12 protein-coding genes and 1 tRNA gene are annotated in these 23,433 nt (G+C 66.5%); 2 read left to right on the top strand and 11 right to left on the bottom strand.

The annotated features are described in order from the left end of the window. Nucleotides 1-66 precede the first annotated feature (66 nt). A complete protein-coding gene (locus N0B28_RS00780) occupies nucleotides 67-1,056 on the top strand; it encodes a sensor domain-containing diguanylate cyclase (RefSeq protein WP_255000782.1) in 990 nt (329 codons plus the stop codon). A 97-nt stretch (nucleotides 1,057-1,153) separates the two neighbouring features. Here the strand turns inward: N0B28_RS00780 and N0B28_RS00775 are convergent, their stop codons facing one another. From N0B28_RS00775 to gabD, 3 genes are all read right to left on the bottom strand, one after another. Beyond that, entirely contained in the window at nucleotides 1,154-2,356 is a 1,203-nt protein-coding gene (locus N0B28_RS00775; RefSeq protein WP_275729853.1) for a response regulator, read from the bottom strand. Nucleotides 2,357-2,492: 136 nt separating this feature from the next. Further along, the gene (gabT, locus tag N0B28_RS00770) at nucleotides 2,493-3,773 is read right to left on the bottom strand and encodes a 4-aminobutyrate--2-oxoglutarate transaminase (protein WP_043861306.1); all 1,281 of its coding nucleotides are present in this window, start codon (nucleotides 3,771-3,773) and stop codon (nucleotides 2,493-2,495) included. Between the two features lie 182 nt (nucleotides 3,774-3,955). Further along, nucleotides 3,956-5,398: an NADP-dependent succinate-semialdehyde dehydrogenase gene (gabD, locus tag N0B28_RS00765; RefSeq protein ID WP_043861307.1), complete on the bottom strand. Its 1,443-nt coding sequence runs from the start codon at nucleotides 5,396-5,398 to the stop codon at nucleotides 3,956-3,958. A 262-nt stretch (nucleotides 5,399-5,660) separates the two neighbouring features. Between gabD and N0B28_RS00760 the strand changes: the two genes are divergently transcribed. Beyond that, nucleotides 5,661-5,737, top strand: a tRNA-Arg gene (locus N0B28_RS00760). A 69-nt stretch (nucleotides 5,738-5,806) separates the two neighbouring features. Here N0B28_RS00760 and N0B28_RS00755 read toward each other — a convergent pair. The 8 genes from N0B28_RS00755 to N0B28_RS00720 all read right to left on the bottom strand — a co-directional run bounded on the left by N0B28_RS00755 (nucleotide 5,807) and on the right by N0B28_RS00720 (nucleotide 23,342). Beyond that, the gene (locus N0B28_RS00755) at nucleotides 5,807-6,712 is read right to left on the bottom strand and encodes a hypothetical protein (protein ID WP_043861308.1); all 906 of its coding nucleotides are present in this window, start codon (nucleotides 6,710-6,712) and stop codon (nucleotides 5,807-5,809) included. 131 nt (nucleotides 6,713-6,843) lie between these two features. Beyond that, nucleotides 6,844-7,461 (bottom strand): hypothetical protein, encoded by a 618-nt coding sequence (locus tag N0B28_RS00750; RefSeq protein WP_043861309.1) that lies wholly within the window; start codon nucleotides 7,459-7,461, stop codon nucleotides 6,844-6,846. Between the two features lie 4 nt (nucleotides 7,462-7,465). Continuing rightward, nucleotides 7,466-8,080: a GAD-like domain-containing protein gene (locus tag N0B28_RS00745; protein WP_043861310.1), complete on the bottom strand. Its 615-nt coding sequence runs from the start codon at nucleotides 8,078-8,080 to the stop codon at nucleotides 7,466-7,468. After that, nucleotides 8,080-17,160 (bottom strand): hemagglutinin repeat-containing protein, encoded by a 9,081-nt coding sequence (locus N0B28_RS00740; protein WP_275729847.1) that lies wholly within the window; start codon nucleotides 17,158-17,160, stop codon nucleotides 8,080-8,082. The genes N0B28_RS00745 and N0B28_RS00740 overlap by 1 nt, the downstream gene beginning before the upstream one ends. Nucleotides 17,161-17,200: 40 nt before the next feature. Further along, nucleotides 17,201-17,719, bottom strand: coding sequence for a toxin-activating lysine-acyltransferase (locus N0B28_RS00735; protein ID WP_275729844.1), 519 nt, complete (start codon nucleotides 17,717-17,719; stop codon nucleotides 17,201-17,203). 8 nt (nucleotides 17,720-17,727) lie between these two features. Continuing rightward, nucleotides 17,728-19,500, bottom strand: coding sequence for a ShlB/FhaC/HecB family hemolysin secretion/activation protein (locus N0B28_RS00730; RefSeq protein WP_275729842.1), 1,773 nt, complete (start codon nucleotides 19,498-19,500; stop codon nucleotides 17,728-17,730). A 367-nt stretch (nucleotides 19,501-19,867) separates the two neighbouring features. Then, on the bottom strand, nucleotides 19,868-21,865 hold the full coding sequence (locus N0B28_RS00725; RefSeq protein WP_256582752.1) for a TonB-dependent receptor: 1,998 nt from the start codon (nucleotides 21,863-21,865) through the stop codon (nucleotides 19,868-19,870). A 58-nt stretch (nucleotides 21,866-21,923) separates the two neighbouring features. Further along, nucleotides 21,924-23,342 (bottom strand): PLP-dependent aminotransferase family protein, encoded by a 1,419-nt coding sequence (locus N0B28_RS00720; RefSeq protein WP_275729837.1) that lies wholly within the window; start codon nucleotides 23,340-23,342, stop codon nucleotides 21,924-21,926. Between the last annotated feature and the right edge of the window lie 91 nt (nucleotides 23,343-23,433).

The raw sequence follows: 23,433 nt of genomic DNA, 5'->3' as shown, positions 1-23,433 counted from the left end.
TGGCGGGCCGTGTCAGGCCGCACGCCCTTCGCCTTTCGATTCCGCTTTTCGAGACGCTTCGTGCACATGGTCAACAAGAACCCGCCGTCCCCGTCGTTCAGCCCACCGTCGCATCCCGCGCACACCTTGCTGGCCCTGCTGCATGCCCAGGGTGAAGTCGCGCGCCTGAGCGAGCGCGAGCAGCTGTTCAGCTCGCTGCTGGACAGTGTCAACGCGGTGCTCTGGGCCATGGATTGGGAAACCCGGCGCGTGCTGTACGTGAGCCCGGCCTACGAGCGGATTTTCGGGCGCTCGGCCGGTCTGCTGCTGGCCGATCACAACGAGTGGCGCGACAGCATCTACCCCGACGACCTGGAGTACGCCGAACGCAGCCTGGCCGAGGTGCTGGTCAAGGGCGCGGTGGAAGACCGCGAGTACCGCATCATCGCCGCCGACGGGCAGGTGCGCTGGCTCAGCGACAAGTGCTTCATCAACCAGCAGGCCGATAGCGCACAGGGCGTGATCGTGGTCGGCATGGCCGAGGACATCACCGAAAAGAAGCAGCTCGAAGGCGAGTTGCAGCGCCTGGCCACCACCGACGTGCTGACCCAGAGCAGCAACCGCCGGCACTTTTTCGAATGCGCGCACCACACCTTCGCAAAGGCACGCCAGGAGCAGGCGCCGATGGCGTTCCTGCTGCTGGACATCGATGACTTCAAGCAGGTCAACGACACCTACGGGCACCAGACGGGTGATCAGGTGCTGCAACGCATCGCCGACAGCGGCAAGGCGGTGCTGCGCCGTGGCGACCTGTTCGGGCGCATTGGCGGCGAAGAGTTCGCGGCGGTGTTTCCCGGGTGCACGCCGGAGCTGGCGCTGCAGGTGGCGCAGCGTCTGCAGCGCGAGATCCAGCGCCTTAGCTTCAGCCAGGACGAACAGGTGTTCGGGGTGACGGTGAGCCAGGGGCTGACCGGCATCGATGAGGAGGATGAAGTGCTCGACAGCCTGTTCGCACGGGCGGATGCGGCGATGTATCAGGCCAAGCGGCAGGGCAAGAACCAGATTGTCAGGGGCTGAAACGTCCGGCGCCTGAGCCGGCCCCATCGCGGGCCAAGCCCGCTCCCACAGGTTTACCAGGGCCCTGTGGGAGCGGGCTTGACCCGCGATTGCGGTCTCAGGCCTTGCGCAGCAGCTCCAGCTGCGCCAACCCCACCCTCAGCAGGCGCGCCGTCTTGCTCTCGGCCAGTTGCTCCAGGCCCTGCTCGGCCGGCAGCCGCGCCAGCTGCCCGGCCAGGTTCAAGATCAGGTTCTCCCGCGAGTACACCCCGCCCCCCAACTGATACACCGAGGCAATCAGTTCGCGCAGCTCCAGCGGCAAGCGCCAGCGGGTACGCAGCGCCGAGCCGTACGCAGCGCCATACTCGTTCAACGACAACTGCACCGCGTCCTCGTCCAGCTCGCCCCCGGCCAGGCTCCACTCCTGCAGGCAGCGCAGCAACGCCAGGTCGCCCAGGCAATGCAGCAAGCCGGCACAGTAGCAACGCTCCTGGTCCAGCTCCATTGACCGCGCCAGGCTGGCGGCATACTCGGCCGTGTGCAGCGACAGGCTCCAGAAATGCTCGGCATGGCGTGACAGCAACGGGTCGCTGAGCCTGGCGCTGCGCTTGAGTGCCAGGCCCATGATCAGGTTCATGCTCTGTGTGGTGCCCAGCTTGTTCAACGCCTGCAGCAGGGTCTGCACCGCACCGTCACGATGCAGCGCCGCGCTGTTGGCCGCAGCGATCAGCACCGCGGTGATCTGCGGGTCGTTGCGGATCTCTTCTTCCAGTGCCTTGAGGTTGAGCCCCTCGGGGTTGAGCGCGTGCTTGATCGCCTGCTTCACATCAGCCAGCAACGGCCCGCCATCGGCGGTGCTGCGGTGGTCTTCGAGAAACCGCGACAAGGTGATGCCCGGGCGCAATGCCGGCACCGGGCAGGCCACCGCCTCGCCGGCACCAAGCAGTTGCTCCTCCAGGCGCTGGCGCAGCAGGTCGGCATTGAGCGGCTTGCTCAGGTACGCCGTGGGCGCCAGCGGCAGCGCCTCGCGCACGCTGGCCACATCGCTGCGACTGCTGATCAGGATGAACGGCAAGCTGCGGCGCTTGGCGCGCACGCTGCGCAGCAGGTCCAGGCCGTCGATGCCGGGCAGCTCGCGGGCGGCGATGATCAGATCGGGTTGGCTGGCCAGCGCGGACAGCGCCTCGTGGCCATTGGCACAGACGTGCAGGCGGGCATCGCAGCGCACGCTGAGCAGCATGTCCTTGAGCATGTCACGCACCCACGGGTCGCCTTCGGCAATCAGCACACAGGGTGCGGTGGGTGGGTTTGAAACGGTCATCGGGCTTCTCCTGACATCTCGATGCACGCCATCCAGGGCGTCTTCCAAGATAGCTCCTGTGCAAACCTTAGCGCCCTTGTCGGGCTTTGGGCGAAAAAAAACCCGCCGAGGCGGGTTTTTTCCTATCGCGTCACACTTACGCCAGTTCGGCGAAGCACTCTTCGATGATGGCCAGACCCTTGTCCAGCTGCTCGTCAGGCGAGGTCAGTGGAACCAGGATACGCAGCACGTTGCCGTAGGTACCGCACGACAGCAGAATCAGGCCCTTGTCACGCGCCTTGGCCACGACGGCTGCAACGGCAGTCGGGTTAGGGGTGTGGGAACCGGCCTTGTCGAACACCTCGACCGCGATCATCGAGCCCAGGGCACGCACGTCACCGATGATCGGGTGCTTGTCCTGGATCTTGCGCAGGCCAGTGACCAGACGCTCGCCGACTGCCTTGCTGCGGTCCAGCAGTTTTTCTTCTTCGAACACTTCCATCACGGCCAGGGCCGCGGCGCAGGCGATCGGGCTACCGGCGTAGGTGCCGCCCAGGCCGCCTGGAGCGATGGCGTCCATGTACTCGGCCTTGCCGCACACACCGGCCAGCGGGAAGCCGCCAGCGATGGATTTGGCGAAGGTGGTCAGGTCAGGCGCGACGCCCATCTGTTCCATGGCGAAGAAGGTACCGGTACGGCCAGCGCCGGTCTGTACTTCGTCGGCGATCAGCAGGATGCCGTGCTGGTCGCACAGGGCGCGCAGACGCTTCATGAACTCTTTAGGCGCGACGTAGAAACCGCCTTCGCCCTGGACCGGCTCCAGGATGATCGCAGCGATATCCTTGGCTTCGGCGTCGTTCTTGAAGATGCGTTCGATCGAAGCGATCGAGTCGTCGATGCTCACACCGTGCAGTTCGTTCGGGTAGATGGCGCGGAAGATGCCGCCTGGCATCAGGCCCATGCCGGCCGAGTACGGTACGACCTTGCCGGTCAGGCCCAGGGTCATCATGGTGCGACCGTGGTAGGCGCCGGTGAAGGCGATCACGCCGGCACGGCCGGTGGCGGCACGGGCGATCTTGATGGCGTTTTCAACGGCTTCGGAACCGGTGGTGACCAGCAGGGTTTTCTTGGCGAAATCACCCGGGATCAGCGCGTTGATCTTTTCGCACACTTCGACATACGGCTCGTAGGCCAGTACCTGGAAGCAGGTGTGGGTCAGCTTGTGCAGTTGAGCTTCAACGGCAGCGATGATTTTCGGATGCACGTGACCGGTGTTGAGTACCGCGATACCGCCGGCGAAGTCGATGAACTCGCGGCCTTCGACGTCAGTCACGGTGGCGTTCCTGGCCGACTCGGCGAAGATCGGGTGGATCTGGCCGACGCCACGTGGGACGGCGGCTACACGGCGTTGCATCAGGGATTCGTTGGTCTTGCTCATAATGTCCTCATTTCGCCACACGCAGGTGGCGCGATTCGATCGGGGCGGCCGGTATTCGACTGCAGCAGCATGCGTTGATCGACTGCTGCAGGGGCCCAGGCGGCCGGATGTCACGGTGTAAAAAAGGCCAGCGGGACGGCGCTCTCGCGCCCCGCTGGCAGAGGTAAAGCCTTACGCTGCGATCAGACGCTGATGCACAGGTATTTGATTTCGAGGTAGTCCTCGATGCCGTACTTGGAGCCTTCGCGGCCCAGGCCCGAGGCCTTGATACCACCGAACGGCGCGACCTCGTTGGAGATCAGGCCGGTGTTGATGCCGACCATGCCGTATTCCAGGGCTTCGGCGACACGGAACACACGGCTCATGTCGCGGGCATAGAAGTACGAGGCCAGGCCGAATTCGGTGTCGTTGGACATGGCGATGACTTCGGCCTCGTCCTTGAAGCGGAACAGCGGAGCCAGTGGGCCGAAGGTTTCTTCCTTGGCCACGGCAGCGCTTTTCGGCACGTCGACGAGGATGGTCGGCTCGAAGAAGTTGCCTTCGATCAGCTTGCCGCCGCTCAGTACCTTGGCGCCCTTGCTCACCGCGTCAGCGATGTGCTCCTGCACCTTGGCCACGGCCTTGCCGTCGATCAGCGGGCCGGTGGTGGTGCCGTCTTCCAGGCCGTTGCCGATCTTGAGCTTGGCGACTGCCGCCTTGAGCTTCTCGGCGAACACGTCGTAGACGCCGTCCTGCACGTAGATACGGTTGGCGCAGACGCAGGTCTGGCCGTTGTTGCGGTACTTGGAGATGATCGCGCCCTCGACGGCCTTGTCCAGGTCGGCGTCGTCGAACACGATGAACGGAGCGTTGCCGCCCAGCTCCAGGGAAACCTTCTTGATGTCCTTGGCGCATTCGGCCATCAGCTGGCGACCGATTTCGGTCGAGCCGGTGAAGGACAGCTTGCGCACGATCGGGTTGCCGGTCAGTTCGCTGCCGATGTCGCCGGCGCTGCCGGTGACCACGCTCAGCACGCCAGCCGGGATGCCGGCACGGGTGGCCAGCTCGACCAGGGCCAGGGCCGAGTACGGGGTCTGCGAAGCGGGCTTGAGCACCATGGTGCAGCCAGCGGCCAGGGCCGGGCCGGCCTTGCGGGTGATCATCGCAGCCGGGAAGTTCCACGGGGTGATTGCCGCGGTAACGCCGATCGGCTGCTTGATCACGATCAGGCGCTTGTCGGGCTGGTGGCCCGGGATGGTGTCGCCATAGACACGCTTGGCTTCTTCGGCGAACCACTCGATGAACGAGGCGGCATAGGCGATTTCGCCCTTGGCTTCGGCCAGTGGCTTGCCCTGCTCGGAGGTCATCAGGCGGGCCAGGTCGTCCTGGTGCTCGATCATCAGTTCGAACCAGCGGCGCAGCTTGCCAGCACGCTCCTTGGCGGTCAGTGCGCGCCAGGCCGGCAGGGCCTTGTCGGCGGCCTCGATGGCGCGACGGGTTTCGGCGGCGCCCATTTTAGGCACGGTGCCGAGCACTTCACCGGTGGCCGGGTTGGTCACCTGGATCGTCTGACCGTTGTCCGCGTCCAGCCACTCTCCGTTGACGAAGGCTTGCTGGCGGAACAACTGGGCGTCTTTGAGCTGCATGTCGGGCTTCCTTAACTGCACCGTGCGAACACAGGGCGAATTATTGATTTGTAGAAAAAGGAGAGCGTTTGAAATCTCAAACGAATCCTAGGATCAACGGGAACAAAGGACAATAGGGTGTTCGAAAAAAAGAACAAAAAGCCTAGCAGACCCTGAAATTTCAGATCAACGTCACTTTTGCGCCAGCGAGTGTTCGGAATCGAACACAACATTACTGGCGATGGACGCCAAGGGTGCAGATGGGTATCATGGCGCCCGCGTTGCACTCGTAGCTCAGCTGGATAGAGTACTGCCCTCCGAAGGCAGGGGTCGTGGGTTCGAATCCCGCCGAGTGCGCCATCTACGACAAAAGGCCCAGGTGAAAACCCGGGCCTTTTTTCATGGGCGCGAAAAAGGGGCAGGCCGGGCTCAGACCGTGCGCTCGCCCTCTATCAGCTGCCCCTGGCTGTTGCCATGCAATGCCGAATACCTGGCCAACTGCCCCAGCCGCCGATCCAGCTCCTGCAGCAGGCGGTTGCGCCGGGTGGTCACCTCATTGCCGTTGAACAGCCCGGGCTCGACGGTATACAGGTTGAATATCTGGTTGATCGCGGCCGGCCCGGCGATCACATGGTTTTCCTGCGAGCTGTGGTTGTACAGCGCCACCATCTGCCCGGTCTGGGTGTCGGCAGGGCGCGCAAACAGCATGCTCACTGTCTGCCCGGTGCGGATGCGCACGGCGCTGTCGGCGAACTGGAAACATGCTTCCCTGCCATCGCGCAGCTTCACCCAGAACTCATGCTCCTGGATGTTGTGGCTGCTCACGTGCATCGACGACGAACTGCCGCCGATGGAGCCGTAGCCGTCGATCATGTAGCCGCCGCCGGAATGGTGCGAGTGGCTGGCGCTGAGGTGGGTCTGGTTGCGCTTCTGGGTGTCGAGAATCTCGCCGGTGACCACGAAGAAATGCAACTGGCGATCGTAGTGGTTGAACGGCTCGTCGATGAAGTTGGGGTCGTCGGGCGACAGGCTGATGTCATACATGGTGCGCACCATTTCCTCGCGCGCGGCCTTGTCGTGCCTGGCGCGCTCCTTGAGCTCGGCGCGGCGCACCTTGGCGTCGTCGATGGCCTTGAGCGCCTGGGCCTTGAGGATCGGGGTTTTCTCCTGGGCGTAGGCAGCGGCCTTTTCGCTGGCCTCCTTGAGCACCGGCGCGGCCTTCTGCCCGGCCTCCACGGCCAGTTCCCTGGCCTTGGTCAGCGCCTGGGCCGCCTTGGCGGCAAGCTCGGGGTTGGCGTCGACGGCTTTCTTTTTCAGGTCATCCCAGAGACTCATTCTCTATCCTCTCAACGCTTGATCGATCAACCGCACAGGTGCGGGGCGCTGGAGAGTCTACAGGCAGTGCCGGAGGTTTTGGCAGGCGGTGCGGGCCTGTTCGCCGTCGATGCCGGCTCTGCTGATACCTGTCAACCGGCCACCAGCAGCCGGTCCTGCAGCACCACGCTCATGCCCCCCAGCCGCCACAGCTCGAAGTAACGCGCAAAATCCACCTCCAGCGCCAGCAGCGGCGCCGCGATGTACCACGCCAGGTAATAGTCAGCGGCAATCCCGTACAACGCTTCGAGCAGCGCGTACATCGGCAGTTGGCTGTCACGCACGTCCTCGATGACCGTGTCGGCGAAATGCTCGAACACCCAGGCATTCGGCGCATCGCTCTGCAACGCCTTCAACGCCACCTCGCGGCTTACCACCTCGACCACAGGCTGCCAGTGGGCCTGCTCCGGCCACGGCCCCTGGGTGGACAGGCAGTACCGTGCCTGTTCGTTCCACCAGGCCAGCGCCGCGGCCTTGAGCCGGCCTTCATCGCAGCCGCGCTGCGGCAACAGGTACAGGCTGCTGTCCAGCGAACCTGCCGCCAGCACCTGCTGCGCCCGCGCCTGCAAGGCATCGGCCTGGGCAAAGCCGGCAAAGATCTGCGCCAGCTCCGCGTCGCTGCCATGCTCCTTGAACAAGCCGAGAAAGTGCGAGCTGTCGAGCACGACGCGACCTTCGCGGCACGCTATCCAGTCATCGAGCAGGGTCATGCGCTCAGCGACCGAACTGGCGAAGAATCGTCAGGTGCACATCCAGCTGCAGCTTACGCAGGTTGCCCAGCACCGCCTTGCCGCCCATCACCAGCGCGGGCTCGAAGCCGTACAGCTCCTGCTCGCCCAGCGGGCCCAGGGCCTGCAGCGCACGCTCGAACAGGAACTCGCCATCGGCGTCCTCCATGTCGAAGTCCTCGCGCTCGACCATCGACAGGAACGACTGCAGCTCCAGGTCCGGGTTGCTGCAGGGCACGTTCTTTTCGCTGCTCATGGCGTACACGCGGTTGTACGCACACAGCACGATCAGCTTGCGGCCATAGGTTTCGCCCCATGCATAGAGGTCGCCAAAGGCCGTGCGGCCGATCACATGGTAGGTGTCCAGCTTTTCGAACTCGGTGCCTTGCAGCCACATGTCCAGCAGGTGCTGGTAGTCGTGCGGGTTGACCAGCCAGAACAGGCCGTCGGCATAGCTGCCCCACCCCTGCTCCTGCCAATACTCCAGCAGTTTGTCCGGCAGGCGGCCACGGTACTGCGCGATGCTTTCGGCCGGCACGGGCCGCTGATGGGCAGGCTCGCCCATGGCCTCGATAAACATCTCGAGAAATGCGTCCTTCATCACTGACTGGCTCCCCTGGCTAGCTCTAACCTGATGTTCAATTTGGCACTGCCGTTGCCCGCCTCCACCGCCTTGCGCACGGTCTCGTCCAGCAGCGGCAACCGGCTCGACCAGCTGGCGCCGATCGACGAGTTGACGTTCGAATTGCCCATTCTAACAGGGTCGGGTTTTACCCACCCGCCAGCTACCATGTCGGGCTCGTGCAGTGCGGCCAGGTTCGACTTGATTTCCTTGGCCCGTGCCTTGGCCATCTGCGCCGCGACCTTGGGGTCGACGCCGTTGTTGACCAGGCCCTTCTGGATGTTCTCCGCCACGCTGCGCTCGAATTCGCGGCCGAACTTGCGCTGCAGCGCCACCGCGTCGGGGTTGCGCCCGGTGCTGTCGAACGCCTCGCGGGCGAACTTGAACTCGTCGGCGGTCATGTTGTTGATGGCGTCCTGCTGGGCCTGCAACTGCTTGTTGTATTCCTTGAGGTACGCCTGCTGCTCGGTGGGCGTCATCTCCTTGTAGCGCGGGTTGTCATAGGGGTTGAACTGCTTCACGGGCAGTTCGTCCAGGCGCTCGACGGTGGCCACGGTGCCCGCACCCGCCGCCGGCTTGCCGGCAGGGGGCAGCTCGACCTTGGCCACCGGCGCTTCCTTGACCAGCACTTCGGCCTTGGCGGCCATTTTTTCCAGACCCGCCCGGCCCATCTTGATGCCGGTCTTGGCCAGCGTCACGCCGGCCTTGGCCGCGCCGCCCACGCCGGTGGCAATGCTGCCGGCCTGCCACACGATCTCGCCCAGGTCACGCCCCAGTTGCATGGCGTGCTCGTCACCGCCCACCTCCAGCGCCAGGGTCACGCGGTCGATCTTGGCGTTGAGTTCATCCACCACATCGGCGCCCAGCTTGTCGCGCGCCTCCTGGTTGGAAATCAGTTCCTTGATGCCCTTGAGGCCATCGATAGGGTGCGCGATGAACTGCGCCAGCCCCTCGATATCGTTGATGCCGGCCTCGACCAGGCCACGCCCCACGCCAACCTGGGTCAGCAGGTCCTGCTTCTTGCTGATGAAGCCCCACTTGGCAATGACCTTGAGCTCGTCCGCCAGGCCCTCGGCTTCCTTGAGCTCCTTCTTGGCCTGCACCAGTTGCTGGGTGGCCAGCCAGTTGTTGTCGGTGGCGGCGCCAGCGGCGGTGTTGGCGGTGGCGGCATCCAGGCCGGTGCTGGCGGCCAGCCCGGTGACCAGGCTGGTGATCAGGTTGCGCTTGGCTTCACGTTGCGCCTCGGACTCGTTGGGGCTGGCTTCGGAGAACAACCCGGTGAGCACGCTCGATGCCGCCGCCCCGGCCGCACCGCTGCCACAACTCTGGCTGCTGGCCGCCGCGCCCGCGCAGGCGAGGATGCCGTGCAGCGCCGCGTGTACCGGCGAGCCTTCGATAAGGCTGCCGTTGGCCACCAGCTCGCCGATATAGCCCGCGCCCTGCTGCTGCACGTAGTTGACCACCAGGCCCTGCATGAACGCCGTGTTGCCGGCGCTGATGTTGCCGCTGGCCGCGCCCACCAGCGCGGTGGTGATCTGCCGGTAGGTGCCGCCGGCGCCCCAGTTTTCGGCAATGCCGTCGGCCTGATGGCGCAGGTCGCTGGCCGCCAGCAGCAAGGCAGTACGCTCGCCGTCGCCCAGTTCCGGGTTGGCGGCCTTGGCTTCGGCCTCCTTGGCCTGGTTACGCTTGGCGTCGACTTCCTTGGCCTTGTTGTTGAGCAGGGTGCCCGCCTCGTTGGCGAACGCGCCGACGATCTCGAACCCGGCGCGAATCTGCTCCTCGTTGAAGATCGGCTTCAGCGCATTGCTGCCATCGCGGTCGCTGGACACGTCGCGGTTGAGGCTGGCTATGGCCTCGTCCACGCTCTTGCCGGTGCGTTTGTGCTGCTCGGCCGCATCGGTGATGACGATACTGCCACCACTGATACCGCTGCGGGTCACGCTGCTGGCGCTATCGCTGGCACTGATGGCGATCGGCATGCTCACACCGATGTCGTTCTCGTTTTTCGCAAGGTCGGTGCCAGGGGTTTGCGTGGCGCCGCTGGTGGCGTTGCCCTGCTGGTCCTTGCCGACCTCGCGGTAACCGCCGCCAAGGCTCAGGCTGCTGCCCTTGTACTCGGCCTCGTTCCTGATGTCGCGGCTGGTCAGGCTGGCGGTGACCAGGCGGTTGCTGCCGTCCTGCACGGCCTTGTCGCTGCTGGCGATCACTGCGCCCACCAGGTCGGTGTTGCCGGCCACGTAGATATCGAAGCCGCCGTCGCCGGCCTTGATCCCCGACTGCTCGGTGACGCTGGCGTACCTGGAGTCGATGTCGGTGGCGCCGAAGCTGCCGCTGGCACCACTGACCGAGCTCATGCCATAGCAGAACGGCGGAATGCACAGGCTGATACCCACGCCCAGGCTCTTCTCGTCCACGGTGTAGGTGCTGGTGTCCTGCAGGCTCTCGATGTTGAGGTTGCCGCCCACGTCCATCACCACCTGCTTGCCGCTGACCACCGCGCCCTTGAGGTTGGTGTCGCCGCCCGAAACCATGACCAGCTGGTTGCCGGCATCGATATGGGTGTTGGTGTGGGTGAGGTCCTCGCCATCGGCTTCGCCGCGATTGCCCGACACCCCTAGGTCGAGGGTGAAGCCGTTGCGTGTGCCACCCAGCGACAGGCCGATACCGACGCTGGCACTGCTGCCGGTGCTGTCGGTCTGCTGGGTGCTGGTGTTGGTGGCGGCCAGCAGGTTGATGTCGCCGTCGGCCAGCAGGCTGGCATTGTTGCCGGCCTTGATCTGGCTGCCGCGCACGGTGAGGGTGCTGTCCTCGTCGGCGCCGGTGGCGATCAGGCGCACGTCGTTGCCGGCGACGATGGTCGAGCCGGCAGCGGTATCGCTGTGCTGCTCGGTGGTGCTCTGGTTCTTCTTGGTGCCCAGCGACAGGCTCAGGTTGATCCCGCCCGCCGAACCCGGATCGGTGGCCACCGCGGTGGCCGCGTTGTTGGCCGCCAGTGCCGCAGTGGCCGCGGCCAGCGCCTTCATGCGCCCGTCTTCGGTCTTGTCCGAGGCCTGCTTCATCTGCTGGGTGGTCTGGATGGCGCTGATCACCGGGTTGGTCAGGGTCAGCGACACGCCGGTCTGCTTGAACAGGGTCTGACGCTCACGCTCGCTGGTGTTGCGCGCCTCGACGATGGCGATCTTCTCGGCACGGATATCCACGTCGCCCTTGGGCGCCATGACCTGGCTGCCGACCTGGCGATAGCTTTTGCCGGCCTCGATCAGCACGTCGCCTTCGGTGGAGCCGACGGTGCTGGCCACCGCGGTGGTGCTGGTGGTCATGTCCTTGACCCGCTGCTCCTGGGTGCCGACGGTCACGGCGATGCCACCACCGCTGAACAGGCCGCTGGTCTTCTCGGTCTTGTCGTGGCGCTCGCTGCGGCTGTCGCTGGCCGCCGCGATGTTGACGTCGTTGCCCGCCACCAGGATGGTCTGCTGGCTGGACACCACGTTGGCGCCCTGCAGGTTGATGTCGCGCCCGCCCTGCACGTAGGTGTGCTCGCCGCTGAGGGTCGAGCCCTGGGCGGTGGTTTCGCTGAGCGTGTCACGGGTGGTTCTGGTGGTCTTGGAGAACATGCCGTTGCCACCGGTGACCTTGTGCGCCTCGTCGGCGAACTGGTAGTTCTGCCCGGCCATCAGGTTCACGTCGCGGCCGGCGTCGGCCATCACCATGCTCTGCTCGCTGCTGGCCTGGCTGGCGCGCAGGTTGATGTCCTGACCGGCCTTGAGGCTGACGTCGCCGGTGCCCTGCACATTGCTGCCCACCTCGGTGCGGCTGGCGTCCTTGCGCCAGTTGCTGCTGTTCCAGGTGATCGACTGCTGGTGCGACTCGGTGACGGTGGTCAGGTTCAGGTTGTTGCCGGCCACCAGTTGCGTGCTGCCGTTGGCACCGGCGTTGACCACCTGGGCGCCGGCCAGGTTGATGTCGTTGCCGGCCGAGGCCGTGAGCGTGCCGCCGGCGCCGCTGACGAACAGCCCGGCCACCCGCGACAGGTTGCTGCGCGTGCCCTGCTCGCTGCTGCTGTCATGGGTGCTGGAGATGACGTTGAGGTCGTTGCCGGCGCTGATCGCCAGGCTGTCCACGGCGCCGATCAGGCCGCCGAGGTTGTCGAGGTTCTCGCGTGCCTGCACCGACACCTTGTCGGCCTGGATGCGCCCGCCGAGGTTCTCCACGTTCTGCGCGGTGAGCGCCAGGATGCTGCGCCCGCCGAGCCTGCCGCTGTTGCTCAGGGTGTCGTTCACGTCGAGCTTGAGCTGCTGGCCGGCCATCAACGCACCCGCGCCGTTGAGGTCGCCCTGCTGCACCCGCACGTACACCTGCGGCACCAGCACCCTGCGGGTTTCGCCGCCGGCCACGGTCACCTGTTTTTCCACCAGCCACACGATGTCGCTGGTCAGCTGGGCCATCTGCTCGGCGCTCAGCGCCACACCCGGCACCAGTTGCCAGGTGTTGGCCACGGTGACCGCGTTGTCGAGCAGCGCGCGGTACTGTTCCTCGTCGTTGGCATAGCCGTCGATGAAGCGCCGGCCAGTGAGCTGGGCGACCTGTTCGCGAATCAGCTTCTGTTCGTAGAAGCCGTCGCCCAGGCGTTGCAGGGTCTGCCCCGGGTCCAGGTGCAACTGTTGCAGCATGTAGTCGGACGACAGCCAGTTGCGGTAGCCGGCAAAGCGCGGGTCGGTTTCCACCAGATAATTGCGCACCGCCTGCGGGTTGCTGTCGAACAGGCTGTTGCTCGGCAGGGTCAGCACCGGGCCGCCGGTGCGGATCTGCTCGCCGACGCCTTCGGCATCGAGCCCGGCCTGCGCCGCCACCTCGATGATCGGCGCCACCTGGTAGGCATTGGCGGCGGCGCTGTCCACCGCGCCGGCGCCGGCGGCCTGCTGGTCGCTCAGCTGGCTGGCATGGCCGCCGAGCTGGGTGCCGCTGCCGGTGACGGCGGCCAGCTCCTGCCATACGGTGGGCTGCAGCGATATTTCCTGGATCAGCGGCGCGGGCACATAACCGGCCACGCGGGCGCCCTGGCGGTCGCGGCCCTTGCGCTGGATACGGTAGAAGTTGGTCACCGTGCCGCTGTCGGTGGTGACCTGCTGGCCCTTGAACTCGGTGTTCACCAGGCTGCCGATGGCGCCCTGCAGCAGGCCGCCGGCGATGATCCGGCTCTTGTCGTTGAGCACTTCGCCGGCGTTGATGACCAGGTTGCCGCCGGCCAGGATCTGCCCCGGCGCCGAGGTGGCGATCTGGGTTTCGCGCACCACGCGGGTCACGTCGTAGCGGTTCCAGTTGTCCTTCTGGCCCTCGGGGGTGATCAGGTACTGCACTTCGTTGTGGCGGAACGTGACCTGGTCGGCCTGGTAGCGGTTGGGCGAGCCGGCCAGCTGGAATTCCTGGAAGCTCTGGCGGCTGATTTCCACGTCGCGGGTGCTGAAGTGGTTGTTGAGGTTGCGCAGGGTCTGCACTTCCAGCGCCATGTGCCCCAGCGACTCGATGGTGGCACTGGCGTTGGTCAGCAGCGCGGCGCGGCCGCTGGCGTGGTCGGCGTCATCCAGCGTGGCGCCGATGGCCATGTCGCCGGCACTGAAGATCAGCGCCGCTTCGCTGTTGTCGATCTGCGTGGCGCCGATGTCCAGGCGCGCACGGGCGGCGATGGCACCGGAGCGGTCGCCCTCGTTGGCGTTGACCAGGGTGCCGGCAGCGATGCCCATCTGGTCGCCGTAGATGCGACCGGTGCCCAGGTTGTACAGCACGCCGGTTTGCAGGCGTACCTTCTGGCCGTCGATCAGGCCACGGTTGGTCAGGCTCTGGTGGGCAGTGATGCGCACCTGGTCGGCACTGATTTCACCCTCGGCGCGGTTGTCCAGGGTACTGGCGTCGAGCAGCATGGAGCGGCCGGCCAGCAGCTTGCCGCTGTTGTTCAGCGCACCGCCGGTCTGCACGTCGAGGGTGCCGTTGGCCTGCAGCAGGCCACTGAGTTCAAGGCCTGCGAGCAGGCGCAGGGTCAGGTCGCCCAGGCTCACGGCCTGACCGTTGCCACTGTAGTAGGCGGCGTTCAGGCTCAGCGACTGGCCGGCCAGCAGGCGCCCGTCGAGGTTGCTGATGCTCTGGCGGCGCGCAGCGGGGTCACGGTCGGTAATGTTCAGGTGCTGGCTGGAGCTGATCAGCCCGCCCGCGTTGTCCAGCAGTTGGCTGACGCCGATGTCCAGCGTGGTGTCGGCGCGAATCACACCGGCCTGGTTGCCCAGCACGTCGGACTCAAGGCGCAGGGCGTGCCCTTGCAGGCCCTGGTTGTCGGCCTGGGTGGCGTTGTTGGCGAGGGTGCCGGTCGACACATGCAGCAAACCTGCGGAGCGGATCAGGCCGCCCTGGTTGTCCACACGTTCGGCCGAGGCCACGTCGATGGCGCCCAGCGCCTGGATCTGCCCGGCCTGGTTGTTCAGCCGCAGGCCCTGCACCTGCACACTGTCGGCGCCGACGATGCGCCCGCCGGCGTTGGTCACGTCGGTGGCCAGCAGTTGCATCGCGCCCTTGGCCGAAATGTAACCGCCGGCGTTGCTCAGATGCGCGCTGTGAATCTCCAGCGCACCCTGGCTGATGATGCCCTTGCCGCTGCCATCGTCGAGGTTGACCAGTGCCTGTTCGCCGGTATCGATGTACAGCCTGCCCTGGGACTGGATCAGCCCGCCGGCGTTTTCCAGGCGCCCGCTGCGCAGGTCCAGGGTGCTGCGCGCATCCAGGGTGCCCTGGGCGTTCTGCAGCAGTTGGCCATTGCTGTTCAGGTTGAGTGCCAGGCCGCTGATCACGCCGCCACTGTTGTCGATACCCTGAGCGTTCACCACGATGTCGCCCGCCGCTTCCAGGCGCCCGCCCACGTTGCCCAGCTGGCTGTCGCGTGCAGTCAGCAGCAGGGCGCCCTGTACCGAGCCGACCGTACCGCCGCTGTTGTTCAGGTGCGCCGCAGTCAGCGTCATCTGGCGGATCGCGGCGAAGGTGCCGGCGGTGTTGAACAGCTCGCCAGCGCCCGCAAACAGTGTGCCGCCGGCGCTCACGGTGCCGCTGCGGTTGTCCAGCGTGCCGGCGTTGAACACGCCGTTGCCGCTGGCCGCAAGGGTGCCGCCGGTGTTATCGAGCAGGCCCTGGGTGGTGACCGCAAGGCTGCCGCCCTGGGTGGCCAGGACCTTGCCGCCGCGGTTGGACAGGGTGTCGGCCTCGATCGATACGTCCTTGCCCTGAGCCACGCCGGCGTCGAGCTGAACCTGGCCGGCGTTGACCTGCAGGGTGCCGGTGCTGACCAGCGTGCCCTGCGCGCTGTCGAGCGTCGTGGCAGTCAACTGCAGGGTGCCGGCGCCGGCATGCTCGACGCGGCCCTGGGTGTTGACCACGGTGGCGGCGCTGAGCGTGGCATGGGTCGCGTTGCTGGCGATGCGGCCACTGCGGTTGTCGAGGGTGCCGTCGACCTTGATCGAGGTGCTGCCCTTGCCGCTCTGGGTCAGCTCGCCGCCCACGTTCGACAGCTCGCCGGCGCGTACTTGCAGGTTGCCCGCCACCACCTTGGCGGCGTCGCTGCGCAGGGTCTGGCGCGCGGTGGCACTGAGGGTCTTGCTGGCATCGACGCTGGCGTTGGCGAGGTTGATGTCGCCGCCGGTGAGGGTGATGTTGCCGGCCACGTTACGGCTGGCGCTCAGGTCGACGTCGCCTGCACTGACCTGCAGGTCGCCGCCGGCCAGGTGTTCGCCGTGGGCCTGCACGCGCTGCGCGGTGAGGGTCAGGTTGCCGGCCTTGCCCAGCTTGCCGCTCTCGTCCAGCCCGGCAGCCAGTGCCGAGCCCTTGCTGCTGGTGATGGTCGACTGCGCGCCGGTCGCCTTGAGTTCGACATTGGCCTGGCTGGCCAGGGTGCCGCTGTTGTTCAGGTCGCCGGCGCTGCTCAGCTGCAGGTCGCCCTTGGCATAGACCGTGCCGCTGTTGTCGACCCCGCCCTTGGCGGCGACGCGGGTGGCGCCGGCACTGCTGAGGGTACCGCTGTTGAGCAGCTTGCCGTCGGCGCTGATCACCACTTCGCCGGCGCCGGCACCGATCGTGCCGGCGTTGCGCACGCCCACACCGCCCTCGGTGCCCACCAGCATGATCTTACCGGCGTACATGCCGCCGAGCTTGGCCACGTCGATGGCGACTGCGGGGGCCTCCTCGTCGCTGCCTGCCAGCCGGGTTGCGCGGGTGTTGTCGGCGTTGACCTGGTTGCGCCCGGCGGTGACTTTCAGGTCCTTGGCCCAGATGCCGGCGTTGACCTGCACGCTCTGCGCGATCAGGTCGGTGTAGTCGGCGTCGGCGCTGTCCAGGCCCTTGCCCTGGATGCTGAGGGTACCGCCCTTGACCTGGTAGCCGGTGATGCGGCCGTTCTCAAGCTGCGCCTGGCCGGTGGTCAGGGTGGCGCGGTTGGCGTTGATGAAGCCGCAGCCGTCGCAAGTGACGCCGGCCGGGTTGGCGATCACCACCTGGGCGCGTTGCCCGGCCACTTCCACATAGCCGCGCAACTGGCTGGGGTTGCTGGCGTTGACCTCGTTGAGGATCACCCGCGCACTGCCCTTGCTCAGGTTGCCGTTGCCCTGGATCCAGCCACCCAGCTGGGTCTGGCTGGCCTTGACGCCGTTGTTGAGGATGACCCCGCGCTTGTCCACGTCGAACTGGCTGTAGGTATTGCGCGACACGCCAGCGGCGCTGGGGGCGGTGATGTTCACCTGCGGCGTGCCGTTGGCACTCTGGCCCACGTTCGGGCGCTGGGCTGCTGGCGCACGCCCATCGGCAACCACCCCGGCGGCCCAGGAAGGTGCAGCATCCAGCGCCACCAGGCCGAGGGCGAGCATCATTGCGAAACGCAGGCGGCCCAGTTCGGCCAGTGTGCCGGCCGAGCCGGCCACGGGCCCGGTGGTGGTGCCCGGCGCCTTGCCCTGGCTGGCGACGTTCTCGGCAACCACCATCAGCAGCCCGCGAGCCTTGTTGAAAACGATACGGTAGAGATGCTTGTTCATTGCAATTCCATTTGCGGTGCCAGACCGCCAGAAGTCAGGGTTACGCTGTGAGTTCCAGCGGGTGAGCGGCAAACCAGGCCTTGGCCTGTTCGGGAATCACGCCGATCCCCAGGTACGTCTTGACCCGCAGGCCGCGCACTTCGCCCTGGTGGTCGAGGGCGCGCATGCAGCGGTTGGGGAACAGCTGGCGCTGCACCAGGCGCGCCAGCGTTGCCGCATGCCCGAACGGGGCGACGAAGTCGTTTATCCACAGGCGTTCGCCGCTGTTCCAGTCGGCATCGGCCATCTCGACAGGCGAGCGCTGGATGTAGCGCTGCTCGGCGGCGCCGTCGAGGTTGAGCCAGGACAGGTAGAACACCGGCTTGCCGGCCTCGCTGCCGAGCACGAACTGGCGGTGCTTGAGCGCCGGCAGCAACAGGGTGGCCAGGCTGTGCAGCGGTGCGTCGCGGTGAGCTGTGGAGTGCATCCACAGCCAGGTGGCCGAGCCCAGCACGGTGGCCTCGTTCCAGGGCTCGTCGAAGAGCCCGGGGGCGATGATGTCGAAGCGATCGATACGCATGGCGGGCCTCAGAACGACAAAGAGACAGTGAAGGCACTGGTGATGTTGGCCGTTTCGAAACCGTCGGGCTTCTTCAGCGGCGTACCCCAGGACCAGTCATACGACAGCGCCTTGTAGCCGCCGCGCACCCCCACCACGGCACCGGCCAGGCGCTTGCCCACCAGGTACTCGCTGGAGTGGCCGCTGACTTCGCCGTAGTCGACGCCGGTGTACAGCTCCTGGCCGGTATCGCCCAGGGCCAGGCCGATCTCGTTGCGCAGGGTCCAGCCGCGTTCGGCCGAGAGGATGTTCTCGCCGTCGAAGCCGCGCACGGTGTAGCGCCCGCCGATGGAGAAGCGGTCCTGCGGCACCAGCGCCGAGCGGTTCCACTGCGCGCGCCAGCCACCGATGTAGCGCATACGCTGGTTGTAGGCGATGAAGGGCACCTGCAGCTGGGCATCGGCACTGATGATCTTGGAGCGCGAGGTGCCTTCGCCGGTGAGTTCTTCTGGCGCCTGCAATGCGCCGTGGGCACCGGTGCCGCGACGGTAGCCCGCGCTCAGGTCGAGGGTGGAGGCGCCGATGAATTCGCGGTGGCTCAGGCCCGCTTCCCAGCCGGCCATGCGCCGGCGCTGCAGCTGGATTTCAGTGTCGTCGATGAAGTTTTCCGAGGTACGCGTCCACAGGCTGCCCCAGGCCGTGGTCTTGCGCACCGCATCGCGGTACAGCAGGCGCGACAGGCGCAGCTCGTTGTTGCGGGTTTCGCCGCGGTACTGGTAGGTCTCGTTCTCGCCGGCCACCTGCTGGTGGTAGTCGTACTCGCTGGTGGTGAAGCCCAGCAGCCAGTAGCCGAACGGCAGCGAGTAGTGCAGCGTGTTGCCCTTGGAGCCGCGATTGCCCGACTCGCCGCCGCCCAGGTCGTGGGTGGCGCTGGCGTAGAACAGGTCGTTGAGCGAGAGGATGTTGTCCAGCGACAACGCCAGGTTGCCCTGGTACTTGCCGGTGGTCTTGCTGCCGGAGTTATCCACAGACAGGCTGAGCCGCGCCGGGAAGGCCTGGCGCCAGGCGATCACGATGTCGCTCTCGCCGGGGCCGGCGTCGCGGGCCTGGGCCGGGGCGATCTGGATGTCGGCTTCGGCGGTGGGTACGCGCTTGAAATTCTCCAGGGCCTGTTCGATGTCGCGCAGGTTGAGCAGGTCGCCCGAGTGCGCCGGCAGCGCGTTCCAGGCATTGGCGCGCGAGCTGGTGCCTTCGGCGAAGCGGATGTCGCGGATACGCCCCGGAATCAGGGTCAGGGTCAGTTCGCCGCTGTTGAGGTCCTGGGCCTGGGCCAGCACGCGGGTGGTGACGTAGCCTTTTTCGATGATCGCGTTCTGGATGCGCTTCATGGTCAGGTTGATGCCGGCGCTGCCCAGGCAGCGCCCGGTGGCCGGGTCATCCTTGGGGTTGGCGGCGCGCAGCGCCCACTGGAAGCGCTCGGCCGAATCGCCCACCAGGCGCAGTTGGCGGATAGGGAAGCACGGGGTTTCGTTGGCGGGCAGGCGGCCGTCGCCTTCATCGGCCAGCGGTGCTTCGAGGCGCACGTCGGGGCGTGCTTCGAGCTGCTCGCGCTGCACCCGCTCGCGGTCGCGCTGGCGCAGCAGCTCGGCATTCGGGTCGGCGGCGTGTGCGGCGGTGCCGGCACCGGCGGCCCAGGCAGCGAGGGCCAGCAGCAGTGCGGCAGCGGGAGTGGGGCGCGAGGTGCTGACGAAGCAGTGGGCAACACGTGTCGTCAACGCCCGGCAATGGGCGATCGGCAGCATGGCACATCCTTGTGGGCCGGAATTCTTGGGGGAGTGTTATCGGGGGGCGGAGCGTTGTGCGCGGCTGAATGTTCAAGCCTGCTGGGAGGGACGGTGATTTGTCCTACAACCTCTTCCGCACCGCTCTGACGGGGATATCGCGAGAAAGTTGCAACGGGGTGCGGGAAACGTGATGGGGTTCAAGGTTTTGCAGGGGATGGCACCAGATGTGCCCTCACAAGGTGCCAGCCGCTGCTTCTGCGGCGATCATCAGATCGAGCGCCGCCCGCGCGGCGCTTCGCCGGCAAGGCCGGCTCCTGCATCGATTGCAACGCGCCATGGCCTGCAGGATCGGCGTTGCCAGCCTTGTTCGCTCGGCGTCAGGTCTTCAGAAGCTCGCGCGGATGCCCGCGTACAAGGTCCGACCTGGGCCCGGCTCGTAGTAACGGGCGCCTGTGTCGTTGATGCGCAGGTTGTCGTAGTAACGCCGGTCAGTCAGGTTATCCACACCCACGTACGGCTCCAGCTCCTGGCCCTGAAGCTTGAGTACCGTGCCCACGCGCAGGTTGAACAAGGCATTGCCCGCCACCCGCGCCTCATTGGCGTTGTCCGCATACTGCGGGCCATAGGCGTTCATGTTGACCCGTGCATAGAACGCATCCGACTCGTAGCCCACCTCGGTGAACAAGATCTGCCGGGGAATGCCCGGCAGACGGTTGTCGTCATAGCCCTCGAAACGGGTGTAGTGGTAGTCGTTGTAGCTGTAGGCCATCGACAGGCGCCAGTTATCCACAGGGCGGTATTCGCCACTCAACTCGAAGCCGTCACGCCGCGATTTGCCGGCGTTGCTGTAGGTGTTGCCGCGGTCGGTGCTCTGCGCCACCAGTTCGTCCTTGAGCAGGATGCTGTACACCACCGCCTCCAGGCGCAGGTCGTCCCACTCGCCCTTCACACCCAGCTCGCGGGTCAGCGCCCGCGCCGGTTGCAGCCCGGTGTTGAAGCCGCCTGCGGTCGGGTTGCTCAGTTCGTTGAGGGTGGGGGTCTCGAACGAGGTGGCCACCCGTGCATACGCCATGGTGTGCTCGGTAAGGCGGTAGCTCAGGCCGGCACTGTAGTTGAAGTCTTCGAAACGCTGCGCATCGGAGGCGTCGCCGTCGCTCGGGAAGCGGTCGTCGACCGACTGGCGCGTGGCGTCATAGCGTCCGCCCAGGGTCAGTTGCAGACGCTCGGTGAGGTCGATGCTGTCCTGCACGTACAGCCCATAGCCACCGGCCTTTTCGCGTTGGCGCAGGGTGAGGTTGCCGGTGTGACCACCGACTTCGTTGTTGTGCCGCTCGCGGTCGTCGCGCTGCTGCTCGATGTCGATGCCGGTGGTGAGCTGATGACCCAGGCCGAACCAGTTGGCCAGGTGCGTGTACTGCCCGCCGACACCGGCAAACAGGCGTTCGTAGGTGGTCTGCCCGCCCGCGCGCAGCGGCAGGCGGTTGCCGAAGTCACGCCGGCCCAGCCAGGTACGCAGCTGGTAGCTGTCGGTGTCGCTCAGCTGGCTGGTCCAGTTGACCGCCAGGCGTTGCTGGTTCATCTGTTCGTCGGAGTCGAACAGCAGGCTCTGCGGGCGCGCCTGGCTGCGCTTGTCCCGCACCTGCGCGAGGGTCAGGGCGCCAGGGTCTTCGGAGCGGTTGTCGAGGGCCTGGAAGGTTACCCCCAGCACGCCGGCATCGGCCTGCCAGCGCAGCTTGCCGGTGAGGTTGCGCGCTTCGGAGGCGGCGTGATCGCGGTAGCCGTCCATGTTGGTGACGTTGAGCGCCAGCAACCCGCCAAGGTTGCCGGAGGTGCCACTGGTTTCGGCACGCACGCGGCGATAGCCGTCGGCACCACCACCCACGTCCACGAGGGTGCGCGGCTCCAGCGAGGGCTCGCGGGTGGTGATCGCCAGTACGCCGCCGGCACCGTTGCCGTACAGGGTGGAAGCCGAGCCGCGGATCACTTCGATGTTTTCCACCAGGCTCAGGTCGACACCGTCCATCTCGGTCTGGCCATCGGGCATGGTCAGCGGCACGCCGTCGACCAGTACGCGGATGCCGCGCATGCCGAAGCTGGAGCGGGCACCAAAGCCGCGAATCGACAGGCGCATGCCCTGGGCCATGTTGTAGCGGCTTTGCGGCACCGCACCGGGCACCGCCATCAGCAGGCTGTCGAGGGTTAGCATCTGTTCGCCGGGCTTGTCGGCGACGCTCACCGAGCTGACGGCGGCCGGGGTCTGCAACCATTCGGAGGTCACGCGGGTGGAGGTGACTTCCAGCGGCGCCAGGTCGACACTGTCGGCGCTCGCGGAGCCCGCGCCAAGCAACAGGAAGGTGAGGACGGTGGGCCGCCTTGGCAACATGGTGACTCCTTGAAGGTGGCCGCCGGCTACACACTGTGCCGACGTTTTTGGGGGTTCGTTATAACGCAGATGCCGGGTCGGCAAAACTGTCCAATAGTACCGCCAGCTCCGACCATAGCTGCGGGTCGTCGCTGCAGGCGACGTTGAAGCGCATGCACTGCAACAGGCCGGGCTCGGGGCCGAACAGGCTGCCCGGCCCCAGCAGCACATCCCGCGCCAGGCCTGCACGGGCCAGGGCCTGGGCGTCGCAACCGGGGGGCAGCCGCACCCAGATGAACAGGCCGCCGGCATACCCCTGCAGCGGCTCGCAGCCCAGCGCCCGCAGGCGCTGCTCGACGCGCCCGGCCGCTTCCTGCAGGCGCAGTTGCAGGCGCTTGCGGTGCTTGTCGTAGCTGCCATCGGTAAGCAACTGTTCGACCACCTGCTCCAGCAGTTCGGAGGTAATGCCGCCGCTCATCAGCTTCATGTGGGTGAGGCTGGCGGCCAGTTGCGGCGCGGCCACCACATAGCTGACCCGGGCGTTGGCGCTGAGGGTCTTGGAGAACCCGGACAGGTACGTCACCTGCTCCAGGCCCGCCAGCGCCGCCAGGCGGGCCGGCGCCTGCGGGTGCAGGTCGGCGTAGAGGTCATCCTCGATGACATGGCAGTCGTACTGGCGCGCCAGCTGCAACAGCGCGAACGCCTGGCCCGCAGTGAACGAGTGCCCGGTGGGGTTGTGCAGCACGCTGGTGGTCAGGTACAGCCTGGGCCGGTGCTGCGCCAGCAACTGTTCGAAACGCGCCAGGTCGAGGCCCTCGGCGGTGCGCTGCACGGTGACGATGCGCGCGCCGTGCAGGGCCAGGTTGGCGTGGAAGTTGAAATAGCACGGGCTGTCGAGCACCACGCAATCGCCCGGGCGCAGCATCACCCGCAGCAGCATGTCCAGCGCCTGCACGGTGTTGCTGGTGGTGACGATCTGCTCCAGCGGCGCGGCGATGCCCTGGCTGAGCAGGCGCGTCTGCAGGGTCTGGCGCAGCGCCAGGTAACCGGCCGGCGTGCCGTAGCCGCCAATGCGCAGGCGCGTGGAGCGGGCCACGGCGCGCAATGCCTGACGCAGGTTGCCGGGCTCCAGCCAGTCGGGCGGCAGGTGCCCGCTGCCGGGGCGCAGGGTGTTGTCATCGGCCAGCAGCGAGCGGCGCAGCACGCTGGCCAGGTCCTGCGGCAGCCAGTCGGTGTCGCCCCCCGGCACCCTCGGCGCGTGACGGCTGGCGACAAAGTGCCCGCGGCCCTGGCTGGAGGTGATCAGGTTGCGGGCACGCAGGCGGTCCAGCGCTTCGATCACGGTGAACTTGCTCACGCCCAGTTGCGCGGTCAGTTCGCGCACCGGCGGCAGGCGACTGCCCGCCGGCAGCTCGCCGGCCTCGATGGCACGCGCCCAGGCTTCGGCGATCTGCTGGACCTTGGGTGTTCCGGGGCAGAACTCGATGACGGGCAGCATGCAGGTCTCCACAGGTTTACCGGTAATCCTACCAGTAAAGTCGGGTGCGATTGCCCGCTGCTTGGCCTGCCCGCAGCGTGGCCCGCGCTCT

This window comes from Pseudomonas sp. SD17-1, assembly GCF_029201585.1.
Lineage (GTDB): Bacteria > Pseudomonadota > Gammaproteobacteria > Pseudomonadales > Pseudomonadaceae > Aquipseudomonas > Aquipseudomonas palmensis.
The sequence above is the reverse complement of the archived record's forward strand: the minus strand, read 5'-3'. Positions and strand labels throughout refer to the sequence as shown.

Excerpts from the sequence above, each read along its gene's own strand:
- N0B28_RS00780 (WP_255000782.1), top strand. The coding sequence starts at position 67 with ATGGTCAACAAGAACCCGCCGTCCCCGTCGTTCAGCCCACCGTCGCAT.
- N0B28_RS00775 (WP_275729853.1), bottom strand. The coding sequence starts at position 2,356 with ATGACCGTTTCAAACCCACCCACCGCACCCTGTGTGCTGATTGCCGAA.
- gabT (WP_043861306.1), bottom strand. The coding sequence starts at position 3,773 with ATGAGCAAGACCAACGAATCCCTGATGCAACGCCGTGTAGCCGCCGTC.
- gabD (WP_043861307.1), bottom strand. The coding sequence starts at position 5,398 with ATGCAGCTCAAAGACGCCCAGTTGTTCCGCCAGCAAGCCTTCGTCAAC.
- N0B28_RS00755 (WP_043861308.1), bottom strand. The coding sequence starts at position 6,712 with ATGAGTCTCTGGGATGACCTGAAAAAGAAAGCCGTCGACGCCAACCCC.
- N0B28_RS00750 (WP_043861309.1), bottom strand. The coding sequence starts at position 7,461 with ATGACCCTGCTCGATGACTGGATAGCGTGCCGCGAAGGTCGCGTCGTG.
- N0B28_RS00745 (WP_043861310.1), bottom strand. The coding sequence starts at position 8,080 with ATGAAGGACGCATTTCTCGAGATGTTTATCGAGGCCATGGGCGAGCCT.
- N0B28_RS00740 (WP_275729847.1), bottom strand. The coding sequence starts at position 17,160 with ATGAACAAGCATCTCTACCGTATCGTTTTCAACAAGGCTCGCGGGCTG.
- N0B28_RS00735 (WP_275729844.1), bottom strand. The coding sequence starts at position 17,719 with ATGCGTATCGATCGCTTCGACATCATCGCCCCCGGGCTCTTCGACGAG.
- N0B28_RS00730 (WP_275729842.1), bottom strand. The coding sequence starts at position 19,500 with ATGCTGCCGATCGCCCATTGCCGGGCGTTGACGACACGTGTTGCCCAC.
- N0B28_RS00725 (WP_256582752.1), bottom strand. The coding sequence starts at position 21,865 with ATGTTGCCAAGGCGGCCCACCGTCCTCACCTTCCTGTTGCTTGGCGCG.
- N0B28_RS00720 (WP_275729837.1), bottom strand. The coding sequence starts at position 23,342 with ATGCTGCCCGTCATCGAGTTCTGCCCCGGAACACCCAAGGTCCAGCAG.